The sequence below is a fragment of the Falsiroseomonas oleicola genome, from assembly GCF_019029495.1.
GTDB lineage: Bacteria > Pseudomonadota > Alphaproteobacteria > Acetobacterales > Acetobacteraceae > Falsiroseomonas > Falsiroseomonas oleicola.
In genome coordinates this window covers 238,533-259,944 of record NZ_JAERQM010000001.1, presented here as the reverse complement: position 1 = coordinate 259,944, position 21,412 = coordinate 238,533, and the positions used below count along the sequence as shown (strand labels likewise).

Annotated in this window: 24 protein-coding genes and 1 tRNA gene; 10 read left to right on the top strand and 15 right to left on the bottom strand. The window is 69.3% G+C overall.

The window, feature by feature from the left end; all coding sequences use genetic code 11:
* The first annotated feature begins 5 nt into the window (after nt 1–5).
* Nucleotides 6–728: a hypothetical protein gene (locus tag JJQ90_RS01285; protein ID WP_216872661.1), complete on the top strand. Its 723-nt coding sequence runs from the start codon at nt 6–8 to the stop codon at nt 726–728.
* A 7-nt stretch (nt 729–735) separates the two neighbouring features.
* On the opposite strand, the gene JJQ90_RS01280 is transcribed toward JJQ90_RS01285, so the two are convergent.
* Entirely contained in the window at nt 736–1,092 is a 357-nt protein-coding gene (locus tag JJQ90_RS01280) for a hypothetical protein (protein WP_216872660.1), read from the bottom strand.
* Between the two features lie 51 nt (nt 1,093–1,143).
* On the opposite strand from JJQ90_RS01280, the gene JJQ90_RS01275 reads away from it, so the two are divergent.
* The 5 genes from JJQ90_RS01275 to JJQ90_RS01255 all read left to right on the top strand — a co-directional run bounded on the left by JJQ90_RS01275 (nt 1,144) and on the right by JJQ90_RS01255 (nt 7,568).
* The gene (locus JJQ90_RS01275; RefSeq protein ID WP_216872659.1) at nt 1,144–2,082 is read left to right on the top strand and encodes an ArsR/SmtB family transcription factor; all 939 of its coding nucleotides are present in this window, start codon (nt 1,144–1,146) and stop codon (nt 2,080–2,082) included.
* Nucleotides 2,083–2,096: 14 nt separating this feature from the next.
* Nucleotides 2,097–5,597 (top strand): methionine synthase, encoded by a 3,501-nt coding sequence (gene metH, locus JJQ90_RS01270; protein ID WP_216872658.1) that lies wholly within the window; start codon nt 2,097–2,099, stop codon nt 5,595–5,597.
* Between the two features lie 105 nt (nt 5,598–5,702).
* Nucleotides 5,703–6,185: an anthrone oxygenase family protein gene (locus JJQ90_RS01265; protein ID WP_216872657.1), complete on the top strand. Its 483-nt coding sequence runs from the start codon at nt 5,703–5,705 to the stop codon at nt 6,183–6,185.
* A 136-nt stretch (nt 6,186–6,321) separates the two neighbouring features.
* Complete coding sequence (locus JJQ90_RS26760) at nt 6,322–7,014, top strand: energy transducer TonB (RefSeq protein ID WP_230410294.1); 693 nt, start codon at nt 6,322–6,324, stop codon at nt 7,012–7,014.
* Complete coding sequence (locus tag JJQ90_RS01255) at nt 7,008–7,568, top strand: cob(I)yrinic acid a,c-diamide adenosyltransferase (RefSeq protein ID WP_216872656.1); 561 nt, start codon at nt 7,008–7,010, stop codon at nt 7,566–7,568. Before JJQ90_RS26760 ends, JJQ90_RS01255 begins: the two co-directional genes overlap by 7 nt.
* Nucleotides 7,569–7,574: 6 nt before the next feature.
* Here JJQ90_RS01255 and JJQ90_RS01250 read toward each other — a convergent pair whose 3' ends face one another.
* Nucleotides 7,575–8,201 (bottom strand): glutathione S-transferase family protein, encoded by a 627-nt coding sequence (locus tag JJQ90_RS01250; protein WP_216872655.1) that lies wholly within the window; start codon nt 8,199–8,201, stop codon nt 7,575–7,577.
* A 95-nt stretch (nt 8,202–8,296) separates the two neighbouring features.
* On the opposite strand from JJQ90_RS01250, the gene JJQ90_RS01245 reads away from it, so the two are divergent.
* Nucleotides 8,297–8,773 (top strand): disulfide bond formation protein B, encoded by a 477-nt coding sequence (locus JJQ90_RS01245; RefSeq protein WP_216872654.1) that lies wholly within the window; start codon nt 8,297–8,299, stop codon nt 8,771–8,773.
* Nucleotides 8,773–9,330, top strand: a complete 558-nt coding sequence (locus JJQ90_RS01240; protein WP_216872653.1) for a demethoxyubiquinone hydroxylase family protein — start codon at nt 8,773–8,775, stop codon at nt 9,328–9,330. Before JJQ90_RS01245 ends, JJQ90_RS01240 begins: the two co-directional genes overlap by 1 nt.
* A gap of 4 nt (nt 9,331–9,334) precedes the next feature.
* Here the strand turns inward: JJQ90_RS01240 and JJQ90_RS01235 are convergent, their stop codons facing one another.
* On the bottom strand, nt 9,335–9,910 hold the full coding sequence (locus JJQ90_RS01235) for an HNH endonuclease (RefSeq protein WP_230410293.1): 576 nt from the start codon (nt 9,908–9,910) through the stop codon (nt 9,335–9,337).
* A gap of 153 nt (nt 9,911–10,063) precedes the next feature.
* Entirely contained in the window at nt 10,064–10,717 is a 654-nt protein-coding gene (locus JJQ90_RS01230) for an alpha/beta hydrolase (protein WP_216872652.1), read from the bottom strand.
* Between the two features lie 41 nt (nt 10,718–10,758).
* On the opposite strand from JJQ90_RS01230, the gene gluQRS reads away from it, so the two are divergent.
* Complete coding sequence (gluQRS, locus tag JJQ90_RS01225) at nt 10,759–11,616, top strand: tRNA glutamyl-Q(34) synthetase GluQRS (protein WP_216872651.1); 858 nt, start codon at nt 10,759–10,761, stop codon at nt 11,614–11,616.
* A gap of 131 nt (nt 11,617–11,747) precedes the next feature.
* Here gluQRS and JJQ90_RS01220 read toward each other — a convergent pair whose 3' ends face one another.
* Genes JJQ90_RS01220 through JJQ90_RS01205 form a run of 4 tightly spaced genes read right to left on the bottom strand, consistent with a single transcriptional unit; the run spans nt 11,748 to nt 15,509 of the window.
* Nucleotides 11,748–12,467, bottom strand: coding sequence for an ABC transporter ATP-binding protein (locus JJQ90_RS01220; RefSeq protein ID WP_409349056.1), 720 nt, complete (start codon nt 12,465–12,467; stop codon nt 11,748–11,750).
* Entirely contained in the window at nt 12,467–13,303 is an 837-nt protein-coding gene (locus JJQ90_RS01215) for an ABC transporter ATP-binding protein (protein ID WP_216872650.1), read from the bottom strand. Before JJQ90_RS01215 ends, JJQ90_RS01220 begins: the two co-directional genes overlap by 1 nt.
* The gene (livM, locus tag JJQ90_RS01210; RefSeq protein WP_216872649.1) at nt 13,300–14,598 is read right to left on the bottom strand and encodes a high-affinity branched-chain amino acid ABC transporter permease LivM; all 1,299 of its coding nucleotides are present in this window, start codon (nt 14,596–14,598) and stop codon (nt 13,300–13,302) included. The genes JJQ90_RS01215 and livM overlap by 4 nt, the downstream gene beginning before the upstream one ends.
* Complete coding sequence (locus JJQ90_RS01205; protein WP_216872648.1) at nt 14,595–15,509, bottom strand: branched-chain amino acid ABC transporter permease; 915 nt, start codon at nt 15,507–15,509, stop codon at nt 14,595–14,597. Before JJQ90_RS01205 ends, livM begins: the two co-directional genes overlap by 4 nt.
* Nucleotides 15,510–15,670: 161 nt before the next feature.
* Between JJQ90_RS01205 and JJQ90_RS01200 the strand changes: the two genes are divergently transcribed.
* Nucleotides 15,671–16,864: an FAD-dependent oxidoreductase gene (locus JJQ90_RS01200; RefSeq protein WP_216872647.1), complete on the top strand. Its 1,194-nt coding sequence runs from the start codon at nt 15,671–15,673 to the stop codon at nt 16,862–16,864.
* Nucleotides 16,865–16,895: 31 nt separating this feature from the next.
* Here JJQ90_RS01200 and JJQ90_RS01195 read toward each other — a convergent pair.
* From JJQ90_RS01195 to hisG, 7 genes are all read right to left on the bottom strand, one after another.
* Nucleotides 16,896–16,971, bottom strand: a tRNA-Phe gene (locus JJQ90_RS01195).
* Nucleotides 16,972–17,055: 84 nt separating this feature from the next.
* On the bottom strand, nt 17,056–17,238 hold the full coding sequence (locus tag JJQ90_RS01190) for a DNA gyrase inhibitor YacG (protein WP_216872646.1): 183 nt from the start codon (nt 17,236–17,238) through the stop codon (nt 17,056–17,058).
* Nucleotides 17,235–18,395, bottom strand: coding sequence for a ribonuclease E/G (locus JJQ90_RS01185; protein ID WP_216872645.1), 1,161 nt, complete (start codon nt 18,393–18,395; stop codon nt 17,235–17,237). The genes JJQ90_RS01190 and JJQ90_RS01185 overlap by 4 nt, the downstream gene beginning before the upstream one ends.
* Nucleotides 18,392–18,988, bottom strand: a complete 597-nt coding sequence (locus JJQ90_RS01180; protein WP_216873713.1) for a Maf family protein — start codon at nt 18,986–18,988, stop codon at nt 18,392–18,394. The genes JJQ90_RS01185 and JJQ90_RS01180 overlap by 4 nt, the downstream gene beginning before the upstream one ends.
* Before the next feature lie 17 nt (nt 18,989–19,005).
* On the bottom strand, nt 19,006–19,224 hold the full coding sequence (gene infA, locus JJQ90_RS01175) for a translation initiation factor IF-1 (RefSeq protein WP_216872644.1): 219 nt from the start codon (nt 19,222–19,224) through the stop codon (nt 19,006–19,008).
* Between the two features lie 120 nt (nt 19,225–19,344).
* Complete coding sequence (hisD, locus tag JJQ90_RS01170) at nt 19,345–20,652, bottom strand: histidinol dehydrogenase (RefSeq protein WP_216872643.1); 1,308 nt, start codon at nt 20,650–20,652, stop codon at nt 19,345–19,347.
* Nucleotides 20,649–21,368 carry an ATP phosphoribosyltransferase gene (hisG, locus tag JJQ90_RS01165; RefSeq protein WP_216872642.1) on the bottom strand — a complete coding sequence of 240 codons (720 nt, stop codon included), beginning with the start codon at nt 21,366–21,368 and terminating at the stop codon, nt 20,649–20,651. The genes hisD and hisG overlap by 4 nt, the downstream gene beginning before the upstream one ends.
* Nucleotides 21,369–21,412: the final 44 nt, after the last annotated feature.

Here is a 21,412-nt window from a genome sequence, read left to right as displayed (position 1 = left end):
ACCGGATGACGCAGATGGGGGAGGTGGCGGACCGCGCCGCGGCGGCGGCGAAGTGGCTGGTGGAGGCCCTGGAAAGTGGCAATCCTCTGGCACCCTTGCCAGAGGGCCTGGCGCCCCGCGATGCGGAGGAAGGCTTCGAGATGGCCGCCGCCGTGCTGGAGGAAACCGGCCAGGCCCCCTGCGGCCTGCGGATGATGCTGCGGGGGATGGCGCCGCCGATCCTGGGGCCTATGCCGGAGGGCCGGCTGATGGCCGACGGCGCGACGGTGGCCCTGGCCGGGCTGCGCCACCCTTGCGCGACCGGTGCCGTGGTGGGGGTGCTGGCCGAGGCGCTGGAGCCGGGCTCCGACGCGCCCCCCGTGCTGGCGCGGCTGCATCCGGCGATCGACATCGCGGCGACGCGCTTCACCGACATGCCTTCCGATCCCGCCGTGCTGACGGCTGATCTTGGCGGGCTGGGCTACGTGGTCACCGGCAAGGCGCGGCCGCCTTCCGGGGCCGAGGTCGCCATCCATCTGGGGGCGCCGGACAGCCGGCGCCGCGGCATGGCGCTGGATCTGGCGCCGCGTTTCGCGGAGGCGGCCGCCGCGGCGCGGGGGCTGGGCGGGCTGCCGGCCGGCGCGCTGCTGGTCGTGGCCGGCCTGACGCTGGGGGTCGTGCCGGAGCCTGGCACCGCGCTGGCGACGCGAATCTCAGGCCTCGGCCGCGCGATGGTGCGCTTTGTCTGATCCTGGATCAGGCCAGGCGGAAGCGTGAACGGGTCAGGGGGTCATTCGCCAAAGCGGTGGTGATGGCCTCCCGCGCCAGGCCGCTATGTGTCACGCCCAGCACCTGCTTGAACCAGGGGCTGCGGCCCCGAATCCGGGCCTGGAACAAATGGTCCAGCGCCTCGGAGACGGCGCCCCGGCCCTTGCAGCAGCCGCATTCCGCCAGATGGCCGGTCGGTGCTGGCATGAACTCTGCCAGCGTGACCATGCCGGATGGCACCGGATGGGCGCGTGGCGCTTCCAGCAACAGTGCGACCTCCTGATCCGACCGCAGGGCGGACAGATCCTGGGGGGAGATCAGGCGCAAGGGGATTCGGGCGTCCATGGACCAGCTCATACCCTAGACATAAGGATATCTTTATGTCATTTGCAAGCCATGGATGACCTGCTCACCCAGCTTCGCGCGGCGGCCGAGCCGACCCGCCTGCGCCTGCTGTCGCTCTGTGCCCGTGGCGCGTTCTGCGTGTCGGATCTCTGCGGCATTCTGGGCCAGTCCCAGCCCCGTCTGTCGCGGCACCTCAAGCTGCTGGTCGAAGCCGGGCTGCTGGAACGGATGCCGGAGGGGGCGAATGTCTTCTTCCAGCTTCCGGCCAGTGCCGATCTGGTCCGCCAGATCCTGGCCCGGCTGCCGGAGGAAGACCCGCTGCTGGCCGCAGACCGCCGCGCCGCTGCGCGCCTGGCGGCGGAACGCGCGCGCATCGCCTCTGACGCCTTCCGCCGGCATGGCGCCGACTGGGACGAGATGCGGGCGCTGGAGCTTCCGGCGGCCGCGATCGAGGCGGCGCTGCTTCAGGCTCTGCCCAACAGCTTCGAGCGTCTGCTGGATATCGGCAGCGGCACGGGGCGGCTGATGGAGGTGCTGGCGCCGCGCTGCGCCCATGCGCTGGGCGTGGATGCGAGTCGGGAGATGCTGGCCCTGGCCCGAGCCCGGCTGGCCGAACGCGGGTTGAGCCATTGCGCCGTGCGCCAGGCCGACATGTACCGCCTGCCGCTGCCCGATGGCGGTTTCGACGTGGTGACCTTGCAGATGGTGCTGCACTACGCCGAGGACCCCGCCGCCGCCCTGGCCGAGGCGGCGCGGGTGCTGAATCCAGGTGGCATTCTTGTCGTGGTTGATCTGGCGCCGCATGCGCGCGCCGATCTGTTGGGCCGGCACGCGCATCGCTGGCCCGGCTTCGACGATGCCCAGCTCGCCGGCTGGCTGGGGGCGGCGGGCTGCGCGCTGCGCCACCCGCACAGCATCGATGGGGCATTGCCCGTGCGGCTATGGCCGGCGCAGCGCCAGACTGTCCCCGTTTCCGTTTCGTCTCGTTGAAGGGTCCATCCCCTATGTCCCGCCCGCATCTTCTCGACGCCCTTAAGGATCAGGTGCTGCTCTGCGATGGCGGCATGGGCAGCCGTGTCCAGGCGCTGACGCTCGACACCGACCGCGATTTCTGGGGCAAGGAGAATTGCACGGAGGTCCTGAACCTCTCGCGTCCCGACCTCGTCCGTGAAATCCACCGCGGCTATTACGAGGCCGGCGCCGACATGGTGCTGACCAACAGCTTCGGTGGCTCGCCTGTCACGCTCGCGGAGTTCGAGCTGGAGGACAAGGCCTTCGAGATCAACAAGCTCTCGGTCGAGCTGGCACGGGAAGCGGCGGAGAGCTTCGCCGATGGCCGCCACCGCTGGGTGATCGGCGATATCGGCCCGGGCACAAAGCTGCCGAGCCTGGGCAATATCGGCTACGACGCGCTGGAAGCCGCGCTTGTCCTGCAATGCGAGGGGCTGATCGCCGGCGGAGCCGATGCGTTGCTGACGGAGACCAATCAGGACACGCTGTTCATCAAGGCCGCGGTCAACGCCGCCAAGATCGCCCGCGCCCGGGCGAAGTCGGATATCCCGATCTTCGTGCAGGTGACCGTGGAGACCACCGGCACGCTGCTGGTCGGCCCCGACATCGCCGCCGCCACGACCGTGGTGCATTCCCTCGACGTGCCGCTGATCGGCCTGAACTGCGCCACCGGCCCGCAGGAGATGGCGGAGCATGTGCGCTGGCTGTCGCAGAACTGGCCCGGCTTCATCAGCGTGCAGCCGAATGCCGGCCTGCCGGAGCTGGTGGACGGCAAGACCCATTACCCACTCAGCCCGCAGGACCTGGCGAGCTGGATGGAACGCTTCGTGCTGGAGGATGGGCTGAACCTGATCGGCGGCTGCTGCGGCACCTCCACGCCGCATATCCAGGCGCTGGACGGTCTGCTGCGCAAGCTGGGCGGCGCACGCCACCGCCCGGCGCCGGTGCCGAGAAAGCCGGTCTGGGTGCCCTCCGTCGCCAGCCTTTATGGCGCGACCTCGCTGCGGCAGGAGAACAGCTACTTCTCGATCGGCGAGCGCTGCAACGCCAATGGCTCCAAGCTGTGGCGCCAGCGGCAGGAAGCGCATGACTGGGATGGTTGTGTTGCGATTGGCCGCGAGCAGGTGGCCGAGGGATCCAACTCGCTGGACATCTGCACCGCTTTTGTCGGCCGCAACGAGACGCGGGAGATGGACGAGGTCATCCGCCGCTTCACCAGCAGCGTGAATTCGCCGCTGGTGATCGACAGCACCGAGACGCCGGTGATCGAGGCCGCGCTGAAGCTGCATGGCGGCAAGCCCATCATCAACTCGATCAACTTCGAGGATGGCGAGGAAGCGGCGCATGACCGCCTCAAGCTGGCGAAGAAGTTCGGCGCCGCCGTCATCGCCTTGACCATCGACGAGGTCGGCATGGCGAAGACGGCGGAGGACAAGCTGCGCATCGCGACGCGGCTGGTGGACTTCGCCTGCAACCAATACGGCCTGGCCCAATCCGACCTGCTGATCGACCCGCTGACCTTCACCATCGCCACGGGCAATGAGGACGACCGCAAGCTTGGCCTCTGGACGCTGGATGGCATCCGCATGATCCGGGAGAAATTCCCGGACATCCAGATCATCCTCGGCCTGTCCAATATTTCCTTCGGCCTGAACCCCGCCGCGCGGCATGTGCTGAACAGCGTGTTCCTGGACCATGCGGTGAAGGCCGGGATGACCGGCGCCATCGTCCACGTCTCCAAGATCAAGCCGCTGCACCAGATTCCGCCGGAGGAGGTGGAGGTGGTGGAGGATCTGATCTTCGACCGCCGTCGCGAAGGCTACGACCCCTTGCAGAAGGTGCTGGAGATCTTCTCCGGCCGGAAGGCGGCGGACAACGTCAAGAAGGTCCGTGCCGAGACCGTCGAGGGCCGGCTGAAGGACCGCATCGTCGATGGCGACCGCAAGGGGCTGGGCGAGGAGCTTCAGGTCGCGCTCGACCAGGGCAATACGCCGCTGTCCATCATCAACGACGTGCTGCTGGACGGCATGAAGGTGGTGGGGGAGCTGTTCGGCGCCGGCAAGATGCAGTTGCCCTTCGTGCTGCAAAGCGCCGAGACGATGAAGGCCGCCGTCGCCTATCTCGAACCCTTCATGGAGAAGGTCGAGGGGCAGGAGAAGGGCACCATCGTGCTCGGCACGGTGAAGGGCGATGTGCACGACATCGGCAAGAACCTGGTCGACATCATCCTGACCAACAACGGCTACAAGGTCGTCAATCTCGGCATCAAGGTGCCGCTGATCGACATCGTGGCCGCGGCGAAGGAACACCGGGCCAATGCCATCGGCATGTCCGGCCTGCTGGTGAAATCCACCGTGGTGATGCGCGAGAATCTGGAGGAGATGAGCCGCCAGGGCATCGACATCCCCGTGATGCTCGGCGGCGCCGCGCTGACCCGCAACTATGTCGAGGATGATTGCGTGAAGGCCTATGCCTGCGGGCGCGTGGCCTATGCACGGGATGCCTTCGATGGCCTGCACCTGATGGACAAGGTGATGGGCAATGGCTTCGAGGACTACCTCCAGGCCTTGCAGGCCAAGCGCGTGGGCAAGGCGAAGAACGAGAAGCGCACCCTGGGCCAGGCCGATCCGCGCGGCTTCGCGCCGGTCGATCTCGGCTATGCGCAGGAACGCCGCCGCCGCGTCGCCGCCGAAAGCGCCGTGCCGGTGCCGCCCTTCTGGGGCGCGCGGGTGGTGGAGGCGCCGCCGAAGGCGATCATCCCCTTCATCAACGAACGCAGCCTGTACCAATTCCAATGGGGCTTCCGGAAGGCCGGGCGGTCGCTGGAGGATTTCCTCGGCTGGGCGAAGCAGGAATTGCGCCCGGTGTTGAAGCGCATGCTGGCGCTGGCGGAGGAGCAGAAGATCCTGAAGCCGCAGGCGATCTACGGCTATTGGAAATGCGCCGGCCAGGGCAACGACCTGGTGCTGTTCGCGGAGGACGGCGTGACGGAGCTCTGCCGCTTCAACCTGCCGCGCCAGCCGAAGCCGGACGGTGAATGCATCGCCGACTTCGTCCGCGACATCGAGGAGGGTCCGGCCGCGCGCGACGTGATCGGCCTTCAGGTCGTCACCGTGGGCCAGAAGGCTTCCGACATCGCCCGGGAATGGTTCGAGGAGAACCGCTACCAGGACTACCTCTATCTGCACGGCCTGTCCGTGGAGATGGCGGAGGCGATGGCGGAATACGTCCATAAGCGCATCCGCGCCGAGCTCGGCTTCGCGGCGGAGGATGACCGCGACATGGACAAGATGCTGCAGCAATCCTATCGCGGCGGCCGCTATTCCTTCGGCTACCCGGCCTGCCCGCGGCTGGAGGATCAGGAAGGCCTGCTACGCCTGTTGCAGGCGGAGCGAATCGGCGTGTCGTTGTCCGATGAGTGGCAACTGCATCCGGAGCAATCGACCAGCGCCATCGTGCTGCACCATCCGCGGGCCAAGTACTTCTCGGTCTGACGCAACGGTTGTCGCGGGGGCGTTACACCCCGTCGCTTTGCCCAAGGCATCGCGCCCGGGATATTGCGCCCGCCGCGGCATGGGGGCAGGGCGATGGGGTGGTTCTTGTCAGGGCTCGCGGGGCTTGGCCTTCTCGCTTCGGCCTGGAGTTCCGGCTTCTTCTGGACCTGGTCCTTCACGGTCATGCCGGGACTTGCCGAGGCGCCGCCGGAGGTGGCGATCGCCGCGATGAATGCGGTGAACGGTGCGATCCGAACGCCATCCTTCGGCTTCGTCTTCTTCGGCCCCCTGTTGCTGGCAGGGTTGCTGGCGGCGGCGGCGGTCTGGGCGCGCCATGCGCGCATGTCCGCGGTCGCGGCGGCGGCGCTGTTGGTCTATGGCGCTGGCGTCATCGGCGTCACGGCCGCCTTCAACCTGCCGCTGAATGCGGGCCTTGCCGCGGCCGCGCCGGTGGAGTTGGCGGCGGCGCGCGCCGTCTGGAACGATTATGCGGGGCCGTGGTCGGCGTGGAATCACCTTCGAACCCTGATGGCCACGGCCACCTTCGGCCTGTTTCTGCTCGCAGGACTGTTCTGCCTGCGGCGCTGAGCCTCGCCGCCACCGGGGTCCATCGCGCGGTCGGTGGGCGATGACGCGGCGCGGCAGACGCCGTGTCGACGGCAGGAGGGCGAAGCGTCGGGCGCGGGGCGTTGGCCTTGGCCTCCTGCTGTCCCTGCTGCTGCACATGGCCGGCGCCCTGGCGTTCCTGGGCGTGCAGCACGTGCCGGCGGTGGCGCCGCCTGAACAGCAGGTGGCGCTGGTCTGGGCGGACCAAACGCCCGGCGCGGGCGATGCGGCCGATGTGGCGCAGGCCGCGGCGCCGGCCGAGCCCTCGCCGCCGCAGCCGGCCCCCGCCCCGCCCGAAATCCCGCCCGAGGCGCCGCCCGTGCCGACGGAGGCACCCGCCGCCCCAGCGGAGCAGGCCGAGGCGCCGGCACCCGTCCCGCCGCCCCCGCCTCCCGCGCCGCGCCCGCCCCCCAGCCGCGCCGCCGCGCCGGCGCGACGAGAGGCGCCCCCACCTGAGGCGGCGCCGGCCGGCACGCCGGTGCCGATGGCGGCTGGGGCAGGGGAGGCCATTGGCGCCGTGGTGCCACCCCGCCAGGCGGCCGGCGCGTCCAATCCACCTCCCGAATACCCCCATGCCAGCCGGATCCGGAATGAGCAGGGTCGCGTCACGCTGCGGGTGGAGATTGACGCCATCGGCCGGGTCGTCGATGTGCGGGTGTTGCGCTCGGCCGGCTATCCCGCCCTGGACGAGGCGGCGATGCAGGCGGTGCGGCGATGGCGGTTCGAGCCGGCGATGCGCGATGGCGTGCCGGTTCTTTCCTCCACCGCCATCGGCATCACCTTCCAGCTTGAAGGAGACCGAAGATGGTAAGGCTGGACGTGATCATGACCCGTGGCGGCGATGCAGGGGAAACCTCGCTCGGCGATGGCACGCGGGTGCGCAAGGATGCCCTGCGCGTGGCGGCCTATGGCACAGTGGATGAGGCGAATGCCGTGATCGGCGTGCTGCGCCTGCATCTGGGGGGTGACCCGGCGGCGGATGCGATGATGGCGCGTATCCAGAACGACCTGTTCGATGTCGGCGCCGATCTCTGCGTGCCCGGCACCGGGGAGGACCGGCTGCGGGTGACCGATATGCAGTGCCTGCGGCTGGAAACGGAGCTGGCCGAGATGAACCGGCCGATCCCGCCCTTGCGCAGCTTCGTGCTGCCCGGCGGCAGCCCCGGCGCCGCCCATGCCCATCTGGCCCGCACCATCGCCCGACGGGCCGAGCGCGACGTGGTGTCGCTGGCGGCGGAGGATGCGGTCAACCCCGCCGTGATCCGCTACCTCAACCGCCTGTCGGACCACCTTTTCGTGCTGTCGCGCCGGCTGAACGGCAATGGCGCCGGGGACATTGCCTGGACCCCCGGCGCAAGCCGCTGAAATAGGTTAGCTGAGCGGTCCGGAGGCGTATTTGGCGCAGCCGGGCCGGGTGAGAAGCCGCTGGTACCAGGCCTCCAGCGCCGGCATCGGCGCCCGCTCGATCGGCATGACGAACCAGCGATGCGCGTAGATGCCCAGCGCGATGTCGGCCAGGGTGAAGTCCTCCCCGGTGATGAAGGCGCGCCCCGCCAGGTGCCCGTCCAGCATGGCCCAGAGCTGTTCGGCCTCGGCGCGCGCCTTGTGGGTCGCGGGCCAGTCCCGGTCCGCCTCGGGGATGCGGACATAGGTGAAGAAGACCGTCGTCATCGGCCGGTTCAGCGTACCGAGTTGCCAGTCCATCCAGCGGTTGCAATCGGCGGCCAGCCGCAGGTCGGCCGGGTAGATCGGATTTCCCGGCGCCTTGCCGCGCGCCAGGTAGCGCAGGATGGCGTTGCTCTCCCACAGCACGAAGCCATCCGGTTCCTCGATGGTGGGGACCAGCGCATTGGGGTTCTTGGCCAGGTAGTCGGGCTCCCGCGTGCGGCCGAAGGCGCCGCCGGCATCGATTCGCTCGAAGGGCAGGCCGAGCTCCTCGCACAGCCAGAGCACCTTCATGACATTGGACGAATTGGCGCGGCCCCAGATGCGCAGCATTTTGTCTTCCCCTCCGGTCTGCGTGGCACGTTAAGGCGCGGGGCGCAGGGGGTCCAGTTGCCGTCCGGCCCGCGCTGGCCGATGAATGCGGCACGATGAACGCCTCCTTCCTGGTCGCGGCCCTGGCCGCCGCGGCCCCCCTGATGGCCATGGGTTTCGAGCGCTGGCCCGGACTGGCCCCCTGTGCGCTCTGCCTCTGGCAACGCTGGCCCTATTGGGTGGCGGCAGCGCTGGCCGTGCTGGCCGGGCTGCTGCCCGTGCCCTGGCGCGCCTGGCTGCTGCGCGCCGCGGCGCTGGCCGTGGTTGTCTCCGGCGCGATCGCCGCCCTGCATGTCGGGGTGGAGCAGGGCTGGTGGCCCTCGCCCCTGCCGTCCTGCCTGGCGCCGAGTGTCGGCAGCGGAACCAGCGTGGATGACCTTCTGGCCAGCCTGACGCCGCTGCCGAGCAAGCCCTGCGACGAGCCGGCCTATCTTCCGGGCCTGCCCCTTTCCGTCGCGACGATGAACCTGATCTATGCCCTGGCGCTGGCCGGCTGGACCTGGCGCCAGGCCGGACGTTCAGGGAGGGTGTGATGCCGAATCGCGAGACCGCCGAGGGACGCCTGCCGGGCGACCCGACCCCGCGCGACTATGTCGCCCGGACCATCCGGGTGGACCATGCCGGCGAATATGGCGCCAAGCGGATCTATGAGGGCCAGCTCGCCGTGCTCGGCCGGACCAAATACGGGCCGGTGCTGGAGCATATGAAGGCGCAGGAACAGGTGCATCTCGACACCTTCACCCGGCTGATCGGGCAGCGCCGGGTGCGGCCGACGGCCCTGCTGCCGATCTGGCACGTGGCCGGCTTCGCGCTGGGCGCGGCCACCGCCCTGCTGGGCCATCGCGGCGCCATGGCCTGCACCGTGGCGGTGGAGGAGGCGATCGACGAACATTACCGCGCCCAGCTCGACACCCTCGGCGAGGATGAGGCCCCGCTGCGCGCCGATATCGAGCGCTTCCGGCAGGAGGAGCTGGAACACCGCGACATCGGCCTGGAGAACGAGGCGGAGCTGGCGCCCGCCTACAAGCTGCTGAGCGCCGCCATCAAGGCGGGCTGCAAGGTGGCGATTAAGGTCAGCGAGCGGGTGTGATCGCTCAGCTTTCCAGCTCGCTGTCCCAGTACAGGTAGTCGCGCCAGCTTTCATGCAGGTAGTTGGGCGGGAAGGACCTGCCGTTCTCCTGCAATTCCCAACTGGTCGGCTGGCGCGGCTCCTGCCGGGGGAACATCCGGCATTCGCGCGGCAGCTTGTTGGCCTTGCGCAGGTTGCAGGGGCCGCAGGCGGTGATGACGTTCTCCCAGGTGGTGCGGCCGCCGCGGCTGCGGGGGATCACGTGGTCGAAGGTCAGTTCCGGCGTCGGGCGTCCCTCGCCGCAGTACTGGCATTCGAAGCTGTCGCGCAGGAAGACGTTGAAGCGGGTGAAGGCCGGGCGGCGGGCCGCCGGGATGTAGTCCTTCAGCGCGATCACGCTCGGCAGGCGCATGGTCATGCTCGGCGAATGGACCGAGGCCTCATATTCCGACAGCACCGAGACGCGATCCAGGAAGACCGCCTTCACAGCATCCTGCCAGGCCCAGACCGAGAGGGGGAAATACGACAGGGGCCGGAAATCCGCGTTCAACACGAGCGCGGGAAATGACTGGCCGATCTGGAAGTGTCCGCCGTCAGGCAAGCGCCACTCCTATGAATGGCGACACATACCCAGCCCTGGGGCCACAACTGTTAGCAAAGCCCCATATTCTGTGGCAGCGCCGCGTTGACCGGACCTTCATGCCAGGGCCACTTCGCAGGCGCAACCGCCGGTTTTCGAGGTTTCACGCGGTGGTCATGCACCGCCCGCCAATTCGCGCTGGAGCGCGAGCGCGCCGAGGCTGATGCCGACCTCGTCGATGCCATGCGCGAGCCCTGGGCGATACACAGCCTCCACCGTCAGTCCCGCCGCGCGCAGCGCCTGTTCCGCCCGGCGGCTGGCGGCGGCGGGCACCACCTCATCGGCCTCGCCATGCACCAGAAGGATGGGTGGGGCCGTCGGGGGCAGGGAGTCGGGGGCGAGCAGCGCGCCGGCATAGGCCAGGATGGCGGCGCAGCCGCCGGGCCAGGAAAGCCCGGCCTGCAAGGCCATCATCGCCCCCTGGCTGAACCCCGCCAGGGCCAGATCGCGGGAGGTCAGGCCGAGGCGCGCCAGTTCCGCCTCCACATGCGGGCGCAGCCAGGCGGTGGCGGCTTCCGCCCCCGCGCGCATCATGGCGGGGGAGCGGTCCTGAAGGCTGAACCACTGCCGACCATAGGGGGCCATGTCGCAGGGCTCCGGCGCATGCGGAGCGATGAACAGCGCTTCCGGCACCGCCTTGCCCCAGCCGGGGGCGAGGTCGATCAGGTCGAAGCCATCGGCGCCGACGCCGTGCAGCAGAACCACCAGCTTGCGCGGCGTCCCAGCCGAGGCGGGGCCCCAGCGCGGCCCATCCCATCCATTCGCCATCGCTTGCTCCCCCTGCCGATCGTCCGCTACGCCCGGACAGGATGACCGCGCCCCGGCCCCTCGTCACCCGCTTCGCGCCCAGCCCGACGGGTTTCCTGCATCTGGGCCATGCCCATTCCGCCCTGGCGGGGTGGCGCCGGGCCCGTACCGGTGGCGGGCGCTTCCTGCTGCGGATCGAGGATATCGACGCGACCCGCTGCCGGCCCGAATTCACCGATGCGATTTTTGAGGATCTGACCTGGCTTGGCCTCGACTGGGACGGGCCGGTGCGGGTGCAGTCGCGCCACATGGCGGATTACCGCATCACATTGGATGCCTTGGCAGCGCGGGGGCTGCTTTATCCCTGCTTCTGCAGTCGCGGTGACATCGCGCGGGAAATCGCGGGCAGCGCGGCGGCGCCGCATGGCCCGGACGGCCCGCTCTACCCCGGCACCTGCCGCCGGCTGACGGAGGCCAAGCGGCGGGCGCGGCTGGCGGCGGGGGAGCCGCATGCGCTGCGCCTGGATATGGGCCGCGCATTGGCCGGATTGGCCGGGCCGTTGGATTTCGAGGAGGCGGGCCAGGGCCGCCTGCACTGTGACCCCGCCCGCTTCGGCGATGTGGTGCTGGCGCGGAAGGAGGTGCCGGCCAGCTACCATCTCTGTGTCACCCATGACGATGCGCGGGATGGCGTGACTCTGGTGACGCGCGGCGTGGACCTGCTGCCGGCCACCGACCTGCACCGGCTGTTGCAGCATCTGATGGGCTGGCCGGCGCCCGCCTATGCCCATCACGCCCTGCTGACCGACGCCTCCGGACGGCGCCTGGCGAAGCGGGACGGCGCGCCGACGCTGCGCGACCTGCGTCGCCAGGGCGCCAGCCCGGCGCAGGTGCGGGCCACGGCGGGGTGGCCTGACTGAAAGAGCGGACCGGTCGCTTGACCGGTCCGAGCGCCCAAATGGGCGCCGCGCCAAGTGGCGCGTAGCCAAGCCGGCGGATGCCGGCGCCGGCGATTGAGGCGGTGATCGGCTACGATCGCCGGGATTTGGTATTAATGCCCACCGCCCAGATAGGCGTCGCGGATTTCGGGGCGCGCCAGCAATTCGGCGCCGCTGCCGCTCATGGTGATGCGGCCGGTCACCAGCACATAGCCGCGATGGGCCAGGCGCAGCGCCTGGTTGGCGTTCTGCTCCACCAGCAGCACGGTCAGCCCCTCCCGCTCATTCAATTCGCGGATCGCGGCAAAGATCTGCCGCGAGATCAGCGGGGCGAGGCCGAGCGATGGCTCGTCCAGCAGCAGCAGGCGGGGGCGGGACATCAAGGCGCGGCCGATGGCCAGCATCTGCTGCTCGCCGCCCGAAAGCGTGCCGCCGCGCTGCGACTGCCGCTCCTCCAGCCGCGGAAACAGCGCGAAGACCTTGGGCAGTTGCGGTGCCGGGTCCTGCCCCGCGGCCTGCGCGCCGAGGATCAGGTTTTCCAGCACCGACATCCGCGGGAAGATGCGTCGGCCCTCCGGCGACTGGGCGACGCCGCTGCGCATGATCTCATGCGTCGGCTTCGCGGTGATGTCCTGGCCGTCCAGCAGGATCCGGCCGGTGCGGGCACGGGGATCGCCGCAGATGCTCATCAGCAGGGTTGATTTGCCGGCGCCATTGGCGCCGATCAGGGTGACGATCTCGCCCTTATCGACATGCAGGGACACGCCCTTCAGCGCCTCCACCGCGCCATAGCCGGTGGCCAGCCCCTCTACCTCCAGCATCGTGCCGGGCATCAGGCCTCCTCCTCCTCGCCCAGATAGGCGGCGATGACGTGGCGGTCGCTGCGGACCGTGGCGGGCGGCCCCTCGGCAATCTTCCGGCCGTGGTCGAGCACCACGACCTGGTCGGAAATCCGCATGACGATGCCCATGTCATGCTCGATCAGCAGCACGGAGGTCGGCGCGCTGGCGGTCGCCGTGCCGTCGCGGATGGCGGCGAGCAGTTTCGCCAGGTCGTCCGATTCACGCGGGTTGAGCCCGGCCGCGGGCTCATCGAGGCACAGCAAGGCCGGGCCGGTGCACATGGCGCGGGCGATTTCCAGCCGGCGCTGGGCGCCATAGGGCAGGGCGCCGGCCGCGTCATCGGCGCGGTCCAGCAGGTTGGTGGCGCGCAGCCAGTCCACCGCTTTCGCGATCGCCTCGGCCTCCGCCGCCTTGTAGCCGGACAGGCCGAGCATGGCGCCGATGCCGAAGCCGGTGGCCTTCTGCAGCTTCAGATGCTGGGCGATCAGCAGGTTCTCCAGCACCGTCATGCCGGCGAACAGCCGGATGTTCTGGAAGGTGCGTGCGACGCCGGCGCGGGCGATGCTGTGGTCCTTCAGGCGCTGCAACTCGGCGACGCTGCCATCCGCGCGGCGCAGGCGGATGCGGCCGCCGGTCGGGCGGTAGAAGCCGGTGATGCAGTTGAAGACGGTGGTCTTGCCGGCGCCGTTCGGGCCGATCAGAGCAGTGATGCTGCCGCGCTGGACCGCGAAATCCACCGCATCCACGGCGAGCAGCCCGCCGAAGCGCATGGTCAGCCCCTCGACCCGCAGGATCTCGCTGCCCGCCTCCTCCGTCGCGCCGCTCATCCGCGGCCCTCGCCCACCAGGCTTGCATCGATGCGCCGCCTCTCGCCCAGCAGCACGCTGGGAGCGCGGGAGCCGACGAGGCCGCGCGGGCGCGCCACCATGATGACGACCATGGCGGCGCCGAAGACCAGCATCCGGTACTCGTCCAGGTCGCGGAACAGCTCGAACCCGCCGATCATGACGATGGCGGCGACCGCGATGCCGATCTGGCTGCCGAGGCCGCCCAGCACCACGATGGCCAGGATGATGGCGCTTTCGATGAAGGTGAAGCTTTCCGGACTGATGAAGGCCTGGCGGGTGGCGAAGAAGGCGCCGGCGAAGCCCGCGAACATGGCACCCAGGGCGAAGGCGGTCAGCTTGGTATTTGTGATGTTGATGCCGAGCGCGCGGCAGGCGATTTCATCCTCCCGCAATGCCTCCCACGCCCGGCCGATGGGCTGGCGGCGGATGCGGATCGCGACCCAGTTGGTCAGCAGGGCCAGGCCGAGGATCAGGTAGTACAGGAAGATCACACGGTGGGAGGGGCTGGGCTCCAGCCCGAAGAAGCCGGCGAAGGTGCCGGGGCCGCCCGACATGCTGAAGGGCAGGCCGAAGAAGGTCGGGCGCGGGATGCCGGAGATGCCGTTGGGGCCACCGGTCAGGCTGACCCAGTTCAGCAGGACGATGCGGATGATCTCGCCGAAGGCCAGCGTGACGATAGCCAGGTAGTCGCCGCGCAGCCGAAGCACGGGGAAGCCAAGCAGCACGCCCCAGAAGGCCGCCAGGATTCCGGCCAGCGGCAGGCAGATCCAGAAGGACAGGCCAAAATACTGGGCCAGAAGCGCGTAGGAATAGGCCCCGACCGCGTAGAAGGCGACATAACCAAGGTCCAGCAACCCCGCGAGCCCGACCACGATGTTCAGCCCCCAGCCGAGCATCACATAGGTCAGCACCAGTATCCCAAGGTCGAGTTCGTAGCGGCCGATACCGGGGATGAAGGGCAGCACCAGCGCAACGGCGAGCAGCGCCGGCCCGAACAGCAGCCCCGCGCGGGTCAGCCCTGTGCCCAGCAAGGCCGAGCCGGCGGCTGGCAGGCGTGGCCGCACCCAGAGTGCCATGGCGAGGCGCAGCACGAAGACCGCCGCGCAGAGCAGCGCCACATCCATCCAGCGGGTGCGCAACAGCAGCGCGCCGCTCGAGCTGACATCGGTGCGCAGCCCCACCATCACCACGAAAAGGCCGAAGGCCACCAGCATCGCCTTGGCGGCATCGAGCAACGCCGCGCCGAGACGTCCTGCCTTGCCGGGCGCCGTCATACCTTCTCGACCTCCTGCCGGCCGAGCAGGCCGGTGGGCAGGAAGATCAGGGTCAGGACCAGGATGCTGAAGGCCGCAACGTCCTTGTATTGCACGGAGAAATAGGCGGACCAGAAGGTCTCGATCAGGCCGATCAGCAATCCGCCCAGCACGGCGCCGGGCAGGCTGCCGATGCCGCCGAGCACTGCGGCGGTGAAGGCCTTCACGCCGACGATGAAGCCCATGAAGAAGTCGGCGATGCCATAGCGCAGCAGATAGAGCGTGCCGGCGACCGCGGCCAGGGACGCGCCGATGACGAAGGCCAGGCTGATGGTGCGGTCGGTGTTGATCCCCAGGAGGGAAGCCATCCTGCGGTCCTGCTCGCAGGCCCGCATCGCTCGCCCCAGGGCTGTCTGCGTGACCAGCCATGTGAAGACGGCCAACACGGCCAGGGTGGATCCGATGATGAGCATCTGCATGTAGGAGAGCTGCACCACGAAATTGCCGTCCCGCATCAGCTCGATCCCGCCCTGGACCTGCGGCTCCAGCGGCTTCACCCGGGCGCCCTGGCTGACCTGGACGAAGTTCTGAAGCACGATCGACATGCCGATGGCCGAGATCAGCGGCGCCAGGCGGAAACTGCCGCGCAGCGGGCGGTAGGCCACCCGCTCCACCGTCCAGCCATACAGCGCGGTGAAGACCATGGAGATTGCCAGCACCAGGATGATGGCCGCCGGTCCGCCCATCAGGTCGCTGGAGGTCAGCAGCGTGATCGCGATCAGCGCCACGAAGGCGCCCACCATGAAGATGTCGCCATGGGCGAAGTTGATCATGCCGATGATGCCGTAGACCATGGTGTAGCCCACCGCGATCAGGCCGTAGATCATGCCAAGGCTGATGCCATTGATCAGCTGCTGGAGCGCATAGGCCAAGGCCGATTCCTTCTGCGGCGGCACCGTTGTCCCGACCGTCACGCAAGCCGTGGGGCTTCGCAAGGGGTTTTGGAGCATTTGGCAGCGCAACGGCCCTTGTCGCATCGCAACCGCCCTTCCATGCTGACGCCATCCTTATCAGCAAGAAGGCTGCCCTGGGCTTGCGCATCGGAATCGTCGGCGCTGGCCTATGCGGCCTCGCGAGTGCCGCGCTGCTGGCCCGCGACGGCCATGCGGTCGTGCTGCTGGAGCGCGCGCGGGTGGCGCGGCCTATCGGCGCGGGGCTTCTGCTGCAGCCGCCGGGCATCGCCATCCTCCGGGAACTCGGCGCCCTGCAGGCGGTCGCGGCGCAGGGCGCCCCGGTCCGCCATCTCGACAGCCGCGCGCGCGGCGGCGCCAGGCTGCTTGACCTGCATTACGCGGATCTGGCGCCGGGGCTCTACGGGCTGGGGCTGACGCGGCCCGCGATCTGGGCGGCGCTGCGGGATGCGGCGCTGGAGGCTGGCGCCGAGCTGCGGCAAGGGTGCGGCGTCGAGAGCGTGGCTGGCGCGGCGGATATGGCACAGGCCACCCTGGCGGATGGGCAGAGGTTGGACTTCGACCTGCTGGTCGTGGCCGCCGGCACCCATGCGGGGCTTTGGACCGGGCGCCCCGGCTATCGCACGCGGCTCTACCCCTGGGGTTGCCTATGGGCGACGGTGCGGTTGCCGCCAGGCTGGCCGCTGGATGTCCTTGCGCAGCGCTGCGACGGCACGGGCATCATGCTGGGCGTGCTCCCCATCAGCCTGTCGGACGGCGAGCAGCTTGGTGCGCTGTATTGGAGCATCCGCAACGACCGGGTCGCGGCCTGGCGTGCCGCACCTTTCGAGGATTGGCGGGCACAGGTGGCGCGCACCTGGCCCGAGGCGGGGGACCTGCTGCGCGGCTTGACCCACGCCGAGGTGGAACATGCCACCTATCGCGATGTCTGGGCGGCACCGCCCCATGATGGCCGCATGGTGGTGATGGGCGATGCCGCGCATGGCACCAGCCCGCAACTGGGCCAGGGCACCACCCAGGCCCTGCGCGACGCCAGGGCGCTGGCCGAGGCGTTGCGGCGCGACGGGCCGATCATGGACCGGCTTGGCGCTTATTGGCAGGAGAGGCGCCGCCGGACGGCCTATTACCGCCTGGCCAGCCGTGCGCTGACTCCGGTGTTCCAGTCCGACATTCCAGGGTTGGGCTGGCTCCGCGACCGACTGGCGGGGCCGGTCGGGCAAATTCCGATGGTGCGCCGGCAGGCGCTTCTGACTCTCGCAGGTCTGAAGAGCGGGCTGTGGTCGGCGGATGAGCCGAGCCATATCCCAGGCGCGTGAAGCGGGGCTTGCGGCAAGCGAGGGGGACGAATGGTGCCCAGGAGTGGAATCGAACCACCGACACTGCGATTTTCAGTCGCATGCTCTACCAACTGAGCTACCTGGGCCCAAGCGCGGATCGGCGAACCGTCTCCAGCGGCAGAGGCCGGCCTGATAGCCGATGGGCGGGGGCCTGTCCACCCATCCGCGGCTCAGGGTTCCTCGGAAGTTTCATCTTCCTCGCGCACCGGAATGGCGTAGTGCCCACCCAGCCAGCGCCCGAGATCAACGGCCGAGCATCGCTCCGAGCAGAAGCGGCTCTGGCTGGACGCGACCGGCTTGTAGCAGATCGGGCAGCGGCGTGCGCGCGGGGGGCGTTGTGGCGGCTGGGTCATGCGGGCAATTCCTCGATTCGCTCCTCGCCGAGCCTCAATTCCCTATCGGGCAGGAGAACCAGGGTGCGGCCGGCGGCCAGGCGATAGGTGTCCAGCGCCTGCGGCGCCGCGGCCAGTGCCTGGACAAGCTCCGGTGCCGCGACCAGCCGCAGCGGCGTGCCAGGGCGCGCCGAGACCTCGCGCAGCGCCTGTCGCAAGGCGGCCAGTCCAAGGGTCAGGGCGGTGGGTGGCAGGCCCAGCACCTCATGCAGCGGCGGGTGGATTCGGGGACGGACGATCTCCATCAGCCCCAGCCGGGTCATGCCAAGCAGCTGCGGCCCGAGAGGGTCGCCCTGCAACGCTTCTGCCAGGGGGGCAACAAGGGCGTCGCGGCGCCGCACCGACAGCCCGGCGAAATCGACCAGGATGGCGCCCGCCAGGTTGCGCAGCCTGATCTGGCGCGCCACCTCCTGCGCCGCAACGATGTTCATCCGCTCATGCGCAACGCCATCGCGCGAGCCTGCGAGGCTTCCCGCATCGACATCGATCGCGGTCAGCGCCGGAGTCGGGTGGATCGTCAGGCTCGCGCCGCCGGGCAGGGCGACGCGGGGGGAGGCCAGTTCGGCGAAGGCCTCCTCCAGTTCCGCATCGAAGACCGCGCCGTGGTGCAAGGTGATGCGTCCATGGTCGAGGTTGGCACGCAAGCCGGCGGCCATGGCCGCGCCATCGGTGATGATGGGCGCGTCGTCCCAGGCCCGGGCAAGCCGCAGGGCCGCATCATCGCCACGCTTCAGGAGGGCCGGCGCACGAGCGCCTTCCGCCAGCGCCAACTCAGGCGGCTTCAGCCGCGCCGTCACGCGTGGCCCCTTGCCGCCCTGTGCCGCACGCGTGACGCGCACTGGCAGCGCCAGCCCATCCTGCAAGGCCTTGGCGATGGGGCGGCGGGGGGGCGGCAATTCGCTTTCGGGGAGGAAGCCGGTCAGGCCCTCGGACAGGGTGAGGAAGGCGCCGCTCATGGCCGGGGAGATGGCGGAAACCCGCGCGAGATAAAGGTCGCCCACGCCATCGGGCTGGAAAGGGCGCTCGATCCAGGCGGCCTCCAGCCGGTCATCCACCAGGCCGGCCACCCGTACTTCGCCCGGCGAGACACTGACGCGGATCACCGCGTCCCGGCTCATGGCCGCAGCCAGCCGGCCCCGCGCAGAAGCTGCGCCGTCTCGAACAGCGGCAGGCCCACGACGTTGGAATGGCTGCCGGAGAGGAAGCGCACATACATCTCGGCGCGCTTCTGAATCTGGTAGCCGCCGGCCACACCGCGCCATTCGCCCGAGGCGACATGATCCTCGATCTGCGCCTGGGTGAGGCGCTGGAACGCCAGGATCGTGGTGACCAGTCGCGAAGTGCGGCGCCCGCCGGGCTGCATCAGGCAGACAGCGGTCATCACCCTGTGCCGGCGCCCCGACAGAAGGCCAAGGAAGCGCGCCGCCTCTGCCTCATCGGCCGGCTTGCCGAGGATCCTTCGTCCGACCCCCACCACCGTGTCCGCGGCGAGCACAAGCGCGTCCGTGGCCTCGGCGGCAACTGCCTCGGCCTTGGCGCGCGCCAAGCGCTCGGCAAGCTGCCTGGGCAGCTCCGTCTTGCGGGGCGTTTCATCGATATCGGCCGGCCGCACCTGGTCGGGCGTCACGCCGATCCGGGCCAGAAGCTCGATTCGACGCGGACTGCCGGAAGCCAGCAGGAAAGCGGGTCGCGGCCTCTCGGTGCCGAGCATGGTCGGCAAGGCGGCAGCTACTTGAAGCGGAAAGTGATGCGCCCCTTGGTCAGGTCATAGGGCGTCATTTCCACATTGACCCTGTCACCGGCCAGGACGCGGATGCGGTTCTTGCGCATCTTCCCGCTGGTATGGGCCAGCACCATGTGGTCGTTGTCGAGCTTCACGCGAAACATCGCGTTGGGCAGCAGCTCCGCGACGGTGCCGCTGAACTCGATCATGTCCTCTTTCGACATGCAGATCCTTCATCAAGGTCATGAGATCCGGCTCGGCCAGGGCGGGCAAAGCGCGGATGTGAGATTTATTTGCGCCAAGGCGCAAAGCGGCGCGGAAGATGGGCGTCAAGGCGCCTGCGGTCAAGGACGCTTGTCAGAACCTCCCATTCGGGCGGCGACGCTCATCGCATGGGCATCAAGTCCTTCGGCCCTCGCGAGGGTGACCGCCGCGCCACCGATGGCGGCCATGGCGCCGGCATCCGCCTCCACCCAGGTGGTCCGCTTCAGGAAGTCGAACACCGAGAGGCCGGAAGCGAAGCGCGCCGTGCGCCCGGTCGGCAGCACATGGTTGGGGCCAGCCACATAGTCCCCCAGCGCCTCCGGGCAGAAGCGCCCGAGGAAGGCCGCGCCGGCATGGCGGATCTGCGCCAGCAACTGCCGGGGCGAGTCGACCATGATCTGCAGGTGCTCCGGCGCCAGCCGGTTGGTCAGTTCCACGGCCTGCGACCAGTCCGCGACGGTGATGATCGCGCCATGCTGGTCCCAGGACGCTCCGGCGATGGCGGCGCGCGGCAGGCTGGACAGTTCAAGCTGAACCGCCTCGGCCACCCGACGACCGAAGCCGGCATCGTCGGTGATGAGGATGGATTGCGCCGCCTCGTCATGCTCGGCCTGGGCCAGCAGGTCGAGTGCGACATGGCGCGGGTCATTCGCGCCATCGGCCAGCACCACCACCTCGGAAGGCCCCGCGATGCTGTCGATGCCGACGCGGCCGAAGGCCTGGCGCTTCGCCTCCGCGACATAGGCATTGCCGGGGCCGACGATGCGGTCCACCGGCTGCACCTGCCGGGTGCCCCAGGCCAGCGCCGCGATGGCCTGGGCGCCACCGAGGCGCCAGATCTCCGTCACCCCCGCCAGGCGGGCGGCGGCCAGGACCAGCGGGTTCAAGGCCCCATCCGGCGTCGGCACGCACATGGCGATGCGCGCCACGCCGGCGACCCGGGCGGGCAGCGCGTTCATCAGCACGGAGGAGGGGTAGGCGGCCTTACCCCCGGGCACATAGAGTCCCACCGCGTCGACGGCATTCCAGCGCAGCCCGGTGCAGATGCCCTCCGTATCCGTCATCTCCAGGTCGCGTGGCAGCTGCGCGCGGTGGAAGGCCTCGATCCGGCGCGCGGCGACGGCCAGGGCTTCGGCCTGCTCGGCGGGGACCGAGGCGGTTGCCGCATCGATCTCAGCCGAGGTGATGCGCAATGCGCCCGCATCGGATGCGTCCCAGCGGTCGAGTCGTGCGGTCAGTTCGACCAGTGCCGCATCGCCGCGGCGCCTGACGTCCTCGATGATCCCGGAGACGATGGCATCGACACGGCTGGTCGTTTCCCGGGCATCATCCAGCAATGCCTGGAAGTCGGCCTCGAAGCCCGCATCCTGCGTATTCAGCCATTTCATCGCGAATGCGCCTCCGCCATCGCGGCCCGGAACCGCGCGATCCAGGCCCCGATGGCCTCCGGCCGGGTTTTCAGCGCGGTGCGGTTGACGATGAGGCGAGAGGATATGTGTGCGATCACATCGGTCTCGACCAGCCCATTGGCCTTCAGCGTCGATCCGGTCTGCACCAGGTCCACGATCAGCCGTGCGAGACCGAGCGACGGCGCCAATTCCATCGCCCCGTTCAGATGGACCACTTCCGCCTGGATGCCGCGGGCGGCGAAGTGGCGATGGGCGATGGTCGGATATTTCGTCGCCACGGTCACCCGCGACCAGGCAGCGATATCCTCCCGCGCCGCCAGCGCCACCGGCTCAGCGACCGAGACGCGGCAGCGACCGATGCCGAGGTCGAGGGGCGCATAGATCTGGTCGTAGTCGAATTCCATCAGCACATCGGCGCCGCAGACGCCGATATGGGCGGCGCCATGGGCGACGAAGGTCGCGACGTCGAAGGAACGCACGCGAACGACATCGAGATGGGTATGGTTGGTCTCGAATCGCAGGCGGCGGCTGCCCTCATCGGCGAAATCCGCGGCCGGGGTGATTCCGGCACGGGCCAGCAGCGGGGCGAGTTCGGACAGGATCCGGCCTTTCGGCAACGCCAGAACCAGGGGGCCGCCGGTTTCCGCGGGGGTTGATGGGTCGGCGGGAAGGGGCACGGTCGTCAAGGTTTCCATGTCCGGCCTGACTGCCTGGCGGCGATGTTCCGCCAGGGTTCCAT